This is a genomic window from Streptomyces sp. NPDC031340 (genome assembly GCF_055569945.1).
The window spans coordinates 210,168-217,848 of record NZ_JBVIIE010000008.1 but is presented as its reverse complement, the minus strand read 5'-3'; the positions used below and the strand labels follow the sequence as shown (position 1 = coordinate 217,848).

The following is a 7,681-nucleotide window of genomic DNA, read 5'->3' as shown; positions in this document are numbered from 1 at the left end:
GCATCTTGTCCCGGGCGTCGTACGGTGTGACGTGGTCGCTCACCGTGTCGGCGGTGACGCCGGCGGGACCGTGTCGGTCGAGCAGGGCGAGTGCCACGTCGATCCGGTCGGCCGTCTCCTTCAGCGGGGTCCTCGCCTCACCGACGCGGTACATATGCACCGTCTGTCGGTTGATGAGGAGCACGTCGGCGACGTTCTCGTCGTTTCCCAGCCCGTCCCACAGTTTCTGCATCTTCGTCTGCCAGGGGCTGCGTTCACGGCTGACCCGCGCGGTTACCTCGTCGGCGGTGACCGGTCCGGGACGTTCGAGCAGCAGGTCGGCGGCGGCCTTGAGCCGCGGACCGACGGTGGCGGCCGGAGGCGTGTCCGTGCCGTTCAGGTAAGCCCGCACAAGCTCCTGGCGCATGTTCAGTACCGCGGCCGCAGCCGCGGCCTTCTCCGAACCGGCCACGTTCCCTTCCGGGTCCAGCCGGTTCAGCAGCAGCCTCATCCTGGCCTGGACGAGCGTGGTCGGCGCATTTCCGTCGGCCCCGGCGGTCGCGGTCGCGGTCGTCCGGATGTCGATCCCCAGTTGCTCGCACTGTGCGACCAGCGCGTCCACCCGGTCGGCGAACTCCCGGAAGACCAGCGCGTCTTTGAGGTGACGCCGCAGCGTCGCTTGCGAGACCTGGAGCTCTCTGGCCAGGTCCCTGTCACTGCTCGCGACGTCCCTCAACGCCTGGAGTTTGGCCGTGGTGGCGTCCGGTGTGACGCGTTCGGTGACCGTGTCGGCGGTGACGCCGGCGGGACCGTGTTCGTCGAGCAGGGTCAGTGTCGCGCGGATCCGGTCGGCCGTCCTCTTCGGCACCCTCGCCTCATGACCACGGCGGTACCTGCGCACATAGCTATGGTCACAGCCGAGCACGGCGGCCACGGCGGCCTGTGTTCCCATGTGGCTGGTGAGGTCCGCGATCGCGTTCTGAAGGGGGGTTCTGCGCTGGCGGACGTGGTTCGTGACGTCGTCGGCGGTCGGTGTGGTGTCCTGCGTCAGGAGCAGGTCGGCGGTCGCCGTGATCCGCTCCGCCACCTCCAGCGTCGGGGAGGAAGTGCCGGCGCGGAGGGATTCCAGGACCTGCGGTGAGACGCCGAGCAGTCCTGCCGTGGTGTCGGGGCCGAGCCGGTTCACCAGGTAGCGGATCTCCGCCGTGTGGAGAGCGGGGGTGTCGACCGGTGCGGTGGTGGGTCCGTCGGGGAGGACGAGCGCGGCGTGTTCGGCGATCCGCTCGCGCATCGCCGGGTCAACGGGCCGCGTGCCGGACATCCAGTGGTACACGTCGTCCCGGCTCACCTCGACCGTACCGCCGCTGAGTGCGTCGGCCACCGCCCGGAGCGCGGACGCGTCGCCCGCGTGGCTCTCCCGCTCCTTCACGTACAGGGACTCCAGGACGTCCCGGACGGACGCGGCGGTCTCCGGTGGCCGCACCTCGCCGGCCGCGGGGCGGTCGTGCAGCTCGTCGATTCTTCGGACGGCGTCTGCGCTCAGCGGCATCTTGCCGCTGAGCCATCTGTTCACGGTGGACGGGTTGACCCCCAGCTCCCTGGCCACGGCTGTCCTGCTGCCCAGTGTGCGGGCCAGGTCTTGCAGCTGGGACCGGGCGGTCTGGGTGGTCTGGTGGTCGGCGGTGTCCGGCGGGGGCACGTCACCGGTCGCGGGGCGGTCGTGCAGCTCGTCGATTCTTCGGACGGCGTCTGCGCTCAGCGGCATCTTGCCGCTGAGCCATCTGTTCACGGTGGACGGGTTGACCCCCAGCTCCCTGGCCACGACCCTGTGGCTGCCCAGCGTGCGGGCCAGGTCTTTGAGGCGGGACCGGGCGGTTTCGAGGGTTCGGTGGTCGACCGCGGGGGCGGTGCCGGGTCCGGTCCGGTCGGACTGTGTGGAGCCGTGCAGCTCTTCGATTTGTCTGATGCGGTCTGCGGTCAGTGGCTTCTTGCCTGTGAGCCATTTGCTCACGGCGGATTCGGTGACCTTCAGTTCCTTGGCCACTGCCTGCTGGCTGCCCAGTGTGCGGGCCAGGTCTTGCAGCTGGGACCGGGCGGTCTGGGTGGTCTGGTCGTCGACCGCAGGGGCTGTGTCGGGTCCGGTCTGGTCGGACTGTGTGGAGAAGGGTTGCGAGACGGTGGCCGGTGTTGCCGGGTTGGACTCGGTGCGCTTGGCCGGGTCGGTGGCGGTGGCGGTGGCGGTGTCGGGGGTGGTGGTGTGGTGGAGGTAGGGGGTGAGGACGTCGGTGATCTGCTGGAGGTGGTCGGTGGTGAGGGCGAAGTTCTGTCGGGCGGGGTCGGTGAAGGGGCCCATGAGGCTGGACTGGCCGGGGTTGAGGTGTTGTTGGCCGCGGCCGCCGGGGGTGAGGAGGACGCGGGGGTCGGGGTTGTCGTCGATGACGCCGAGGCCGTGGACGATTTCGTGGACGTAGGCGGCGGGGTGGACGTCGGTGTACCAGGCGTTCTGGACCATCGACCGCCCACGGTCGGGCAGGCCGTCGTGCACGGTGACGACGGAGTCGGCGTCGGCGGGGGAATCGACGAACAGCACCTGCACCCGCAGCAACGGATCCGGCAGCGACGGACCGGTGACCTGGTCCGGCTGAAGAGCCGGCAGACGGTAGTCACGCCTGTTCACCAGATCTTCCAGCGCCGTGCGCAGCCCGCCCTGCACAGCGGCGAGCTGTTCCGCGGACACCCCCCGGCCGACCAGATGTACCCGACGGGTGAGGTGGACGGCGTCCTGCGCGGGAGTGGCACCACGGTAGTGAGCCCAGGAATAGCCCACCCGCGTCCGCTCACCGGATCCCTGGGGGCGGCTGACCTGCCACGGCACGTCGGACTCGACCAGCTCACCGTCGACCATCCGGGACACCGTGCGGGTGCCGGGCGGGACAGGGGCGAACACGAACGCCTCGGGCGTCCCCTCGCCGGTGCCGAAGGGTATCCAGCGGTCGGTGTCCACCTCGCCCGACGCCAGCAGTTCACCGGTGGTCCAGTCGACCGATTCGGTGGCGGGGTTCCAGGTGCCGGTGCGGTGCAGTTCCCGGTCGAAGACGCTGACGACCGCAGCCCCGGCGATCGGGCCGGTGAACGCGATCTCCTGCTCGTCGAGGTCCGTGCCGATCGTCGCGTTGACGTCGACGCCGGTGGGGTCCGCGTTGCGGGCCGTGTCGATCTGGTAGCGGTAGCGGCGGTCGCCGTACCAGAGTTCGCGGTCGCGGGTGGTGGCCACGAACTGCGCGGGCGGATTCTCGGTCACCCAGTCCATGACGGGCACGACGTTGGCCGGGTCGTCCGGGTGGAACCCCTCCCGGAACACCTGCTCCGGCGGCAGGTTCGAGAACCGCCAGACCTGCTCGCCCTCGCGGCTCTCCGGGTAGGGGAAGAGGTCGAAGTCGTCGCCGCTCACCATGTTGTAGTCCACCGCCGGCGCCACGTCGGCCGCCGTCGGCGTGGTGGGGACGGTCCGCCCGCTGACGGGTGAGACCTCGGAGGCGGTGGCGGGGCGTGTGGACGGACGGGCCTCGTCCTGCTCCTGCGCCGCTGGTGCGCCAGCGGCGTCGGCGGAGCCGCTCGCGGCCGGGGTACCGGCGCCGGAGACGGTGGAGACCCGCGCTGGAGCCGGGACCGGGTCGTGGACCTGGTCGGCCGCCTCGGTCTCGGTGGTGGTGACGGGTGCGGGTGCGGTGGTGGCGTGAGGGTCGACCGGGGTCTGCCCGACGGTGTGTACCGGTTCGCCGCGTGTGTCGTCGGTGCCGGTGTCGTCCGCGGTGGAGGTGTGGTCGGTCGCCGTCGGGTCGTTCGCCGTGGAGTCTGTCGCCGTGGAGTCGGTGGCGGTGGGCGGGGTCCGGCGTGGTGCGGGCGTGGGGTTCGCAGCGGCGGCCGGGGTGCTGACCGGGGCCGCCGGGGTGGTGCCAACGGTGCGGTCGGGGGCCGTCGTGGGAACGGCGGTGGGGACGCCGGAGGGGCTCTGCGTGTCGATGGGTGGGGTCGGGGTGGTGATCTCGGTGGTGACGGGGTCAGACGTGGTGGTGCCGTCGGGGTCGGCCGGAGTCTGCCCGGCGGTGTGCGCCGGTTCGGTGTGCGTGTCGTCGGTGGTCGTGTCGTCCCCGGTGGCGGGGGCATCGTCCGCCACGACGGGATCGGTGGCGGAACCGGTGGTGCCCCGGACCGGGCGCGGCGCCGCCGATTCCGCCACCGTGGCCGGCCGAGTGGTCGGCGCGGTGGTGTGCGGTGCGGCGGCCGGAGCGATGGGGGAGGCGGCGTCAGGGCCGGGGGCCGCGTCGCCGGGCGGCGTCGCGGCCGGGGCGGCCGGAATGGCACCCTCGGGTCCGGCGGCGGGCGTGGGCGTGCCCTCGGTGCCGTCGGCGGGTCCGGTGACGTGCGTCGGCGTACCCTCGGCGTCCTCGTCGGATCCGGTGCCGGTCTGGGTGCCCGCGCCGCCCGTGGCCGGTGTCCGGCTCCCGCCGGGCTGCGGGGACGCCGTACCGGGTTGCGGGGAGGCTGTACCGGGCTGCGGGGACGCCGTACCGGGCGTGGTGGTCCCCGGCGCGGAGGTCCCAGGCACGGTGCCCTGGGGAACGCCGCCCGGGGGCACCGCGACGGACCCGGCACCGCCCGAGCCTGCGGTGGACCCGGGGGTCCCGGGGCCTCCGACGTGGACCGAAGGGACCGCCGGGTCGATGTGACCCGGGTCCGTGAGGCCGCCGCTGACGGTGGGCACGGCCGACGCCGGGTCGGAGCCGGACCCGGAGCCGGAACCGTCGCTGCCGCCGGTGCGTGCGGGCGTGCCGCCCACCGGGGAGCCCGGGCGGGTGCCCTGCTCGTCCTCGCCCCCGGCGTCGGCCCCGGCGCCGAACCCGGCATCGGGCCCGTTGACCGGCCCGGTGGGCTGGGAGCCGGAGAACTTGCTGTTGATCCACGTACCCGAGCCGACGGCACCGGTGTGCAGCACGTGTTCGGACCTGTTGCTCAGGCCCGCGCCCACGAACGACGACCAGGACGTGGACCAGCTGCCGTACATGAGGCCGCCGCCCAGGAACTCGGCCACGGACTCCGCGCCGGCCTCGCCGAGGGCCTGGCTTCCGCCGGAGAGGTGCTGACCCGGCGGAGGCGTCGGCAGCCCGGCCCCGGCGTCCTTCCTCAGGCCCGGCGTGTGGTTGACCGCCGTGGGGGACGCCTTCGCACCGACCTTGGGCAGAACGTCGTCGGCGACGTTCTTGACCGGCGTGCTCCCCTTGAAACTCTTCTTCAGCCCGTCGAAAACACTTTGACCCCCCTTGGCGATCGGGGCCATGAAGGCGCCCGCGATACCGCCGATGACGCCGTCCGCGGCGATCGACTTCCAGTCGAAGCCCTTGGGGGCGAACTCGCCGGCGGTCAGCGCGATCATGCCCAGTCGCACGGCAAAGGACTGGAACGCCTCCTCCAGCGCCTCACTGAGGACCGGCGCCACGTGGGAGCGGCGGGCGAGTTGCTCCATGAGGGCGAGGACCGCCACCCGGCTGCGGGCCTTGGCGACGGCCGCACGGCCCGCCGCGGCCCCGCCGCTGAACACCGACAGCGCGAAGACCACGAACAGTTCGGCCATGAGGCGGATGACCTCGGCGATGATCTGCCACTTGGTCTCCATGATCTGGTACGAGGTCCGGACCCGGCCGTCGGCGATGTCGTCCAACTGCTTGGAGAACTGCTTGAGATGAGCGGTCCCGCCCTCGTCCACGAACATGCGCATCGCGCGCACGTAGTTCTGCCCGGCCTGGGGCGGCAGCGCCCGGGCGGCGCTGCCGATCGACTTCTCGATCAGGTCGGACAGTTCCTCCAGATTCCTGGCCAGCTTCCGGTACGGGGCGTGACTCCCCCGGGCCAGGTCCTCGTTCGCCTGGATCAGACGCTCGCCGATGAGGACGAAGAGCATGTTGTTGACCGGCGGGGAGGCCTGGATCGCCACGCTGAATCGATTCTTTCCGCTAGTGCCGAGTGTGCTGGTGCCGGGTGCTGGTGCCGGGTGCTAGTGCCGGGTGACGTTGACGGTGGCGCCCTGCGCCTGGTGGATCGCGTCGAGGTTCGCGCCCTGCGTCTGCAGGATGTTCCGGGCGTTCTCGAGGCTGCCGCGGGAGGCGGCGTCGATCGCCTTGGCCACCGCCTTGCCGGTGTCCACCGTCGACGTACGCTCGTTGTCCAGGTTCGGGCGCAGCGAGCGACCGTAGCTGTCGTCGCCCTCCCAGCCGCTCGTCGTGGCCGCCCCGTCGGCGAAGTCGGCGACGATGGAACCGGACATGGCGGCGATCTTGTTGATGAGCTCGGCCGCCCGGCGGACCTCTTCCGCGTTCGCGCTGTACCCGCTGCTCGTGTCAGCCATCGTGTTCGTCCTCCGCGTCCTCGTGGATCTCGTCGCGCAGCCGGTCGGACCCCCGGTGACCCGGCCGTTCCGTCTCGTCCTCCAGGACGGAGGGGCCGAAGATCGCACGCCAGTCGACGTCCACCCCGGTCATCTCCGGTACGGCGTCGCTCGGCCGGGTGAAGGGCTCGAAGGTCTCCATCACCTGCCGGGCCATCTGGGTCCGGGCGCGCTCCGCCGCCTCCAGGACGCTGCCGGCGAGTTCACCGGCGGTCATGGTCCGGTACTTGCCGTCCAGGAACCGCAGCGCCGTCAGTTCGCCCTGGTGGCCGACCGTGACCTCGACCGCGCGGTCCCGGGAGCGCACCGTGCAGGATGCCTCCCGCAGTTCCGCCTCCGCCCTGGCCACCGCCTCCTGGGTGGCTTCGAGTTCGGCCATCGCCTCGGCCAGCCGCTGCTCGATCGACGCCACCGGGTCCTGGGGCGTGCCGCTGCCACGACCGTCGTTCACCGTCCGGTCTCCGTTCACCGTCCGGTCTCCGTTCCTCGTTCGGTCTGCGTTCATCGTCCGATCACCGCCGGAGCGCCTCCCTCGTCCGTGCCCCACACGTCGTCGTCCTCCTCGGTCTCCCAGTTCGACCGCACGCGGTCGCCGGACTCGGTGGCCCGGCCGCCCTGACCGCCGGGCATGCCCATCGGGACATAAGGGGTGGAGGTCGTGACGGGCCGTCCGCCCCTGGTGATGACCACGTCCTCCTCGTCGTCGGCCGACGCGGTCCGGGACCTCGGCCGCCGGCGCAGCGAGGCACCGTCGCCGTCGCTGAGCACCGAGCGGACCCGTTCGCCGTTCGAGCCGCCGGTACCGCCCGCGCCACCCATGCCGCCCATGCCGCCCATGGCACCCATGCCGCCGAACGCCATCGGGTTCAGCGGCACTCCGCCGGTGCTCTGCTGGCCGGCTGTGGAGCCGCCCGTCGCCTCGGCCGCCTCACTGGTGGGGCCGCCGAGCGAGCCGCCGTCGTACGGGGTGCTGTCGTACTCCTCCCACGAGTCGGCGCCGGCGCCTCCGGCCGCGGCGCCACCGGTTCCGCCGAGGCCGGCCAGGTCCTGGTTCAGGGGAGTGGCCGAGAGCCCGCCGCCGCTGAGATCGGGAAACCCGTAGCCCAGGTCGTCGAGGCTGGACGGACTCCACTCGGGCAGGTCGTCGTTCAGTCCGGAGGTGTCGGAGCCCGTGCCGGAACCGCCCGCGGTGTCGGTCTTCCCGGAGTCGCCGGAGCCGGCCGGAGTGCCGTTGAGGTCGGAGGTCGTGACCGTGCCCGT

The 7,681-nt window shown here is 72.1% G+C and carries 3 protein-coding genes and 1 pseudogene; all 4 read right to left on the bottom strand.

Going from position 1 to position 7,681, the window contains the following annotated elements; all coding sequences use genetic code 11:
• A partial coding sequence (locus ACZ5GT_RS08540; RefSeq protein ID WP_469016993.1) for a YdaS family helix-turn-helix protein occupies window positions 1-5,971 on the bottom strand: 5,971 nt, incomplete at its 3' end.
• A gap of 60 nt (window positions 5,972-6,031) precedes the next feature.
• Window positions 6,032-6,382, bottom strand: coding sequence for a hypothetical protein (locus ACZ5GT_RS08535; RefSeq protein WP_469016990.1), 351 nt, complete (start codon window positions 6,380-6,382; stop codon window positions 6,032-6,034).
• Window positions 6,375-6,800: a YbaB/EbfC family nucleoid-associated protein gene (locus ACZ5GT_RS08530; RefSeq protein WP_469017014.1), complete on the bottom strand. Its 426-nt coding sequence runs from the start codon at window positions 6,798-6,800 to the stop codon at window positions 6,375-6,377. The genes ACZ5GT_RS08535 and ACZ5GT_RS08530 overlap by 8 nt, the downstream gene beginning before the upstream one ends.
• Window positions 6,801-6,922: 122 nt before the next feature.
• Window positions 6,923-7,681 (bottom strand): annotated as a pseudogene (locus ACZ5GT_RS08525) (AAWKG family protein); the annotation flags it as partial.

Coding starts and splice junctions, on each gene's coding strand:
- ACZ5GT_RS08535 (WP_469016990.1), bottom strand. CDS start 6,382: ATGGCTGACACGAGCAGCGGGTACAGCGCGAACGCGGAAGAGGTCCGC.
- ACZ5GT_RS08530 (WP_469017014.1), bottom strand. CDS start 6,800: ATGGCCGAACTCGAAGCCACCCAGGAGGCGGTGGCCAGGGCGGAGGCG.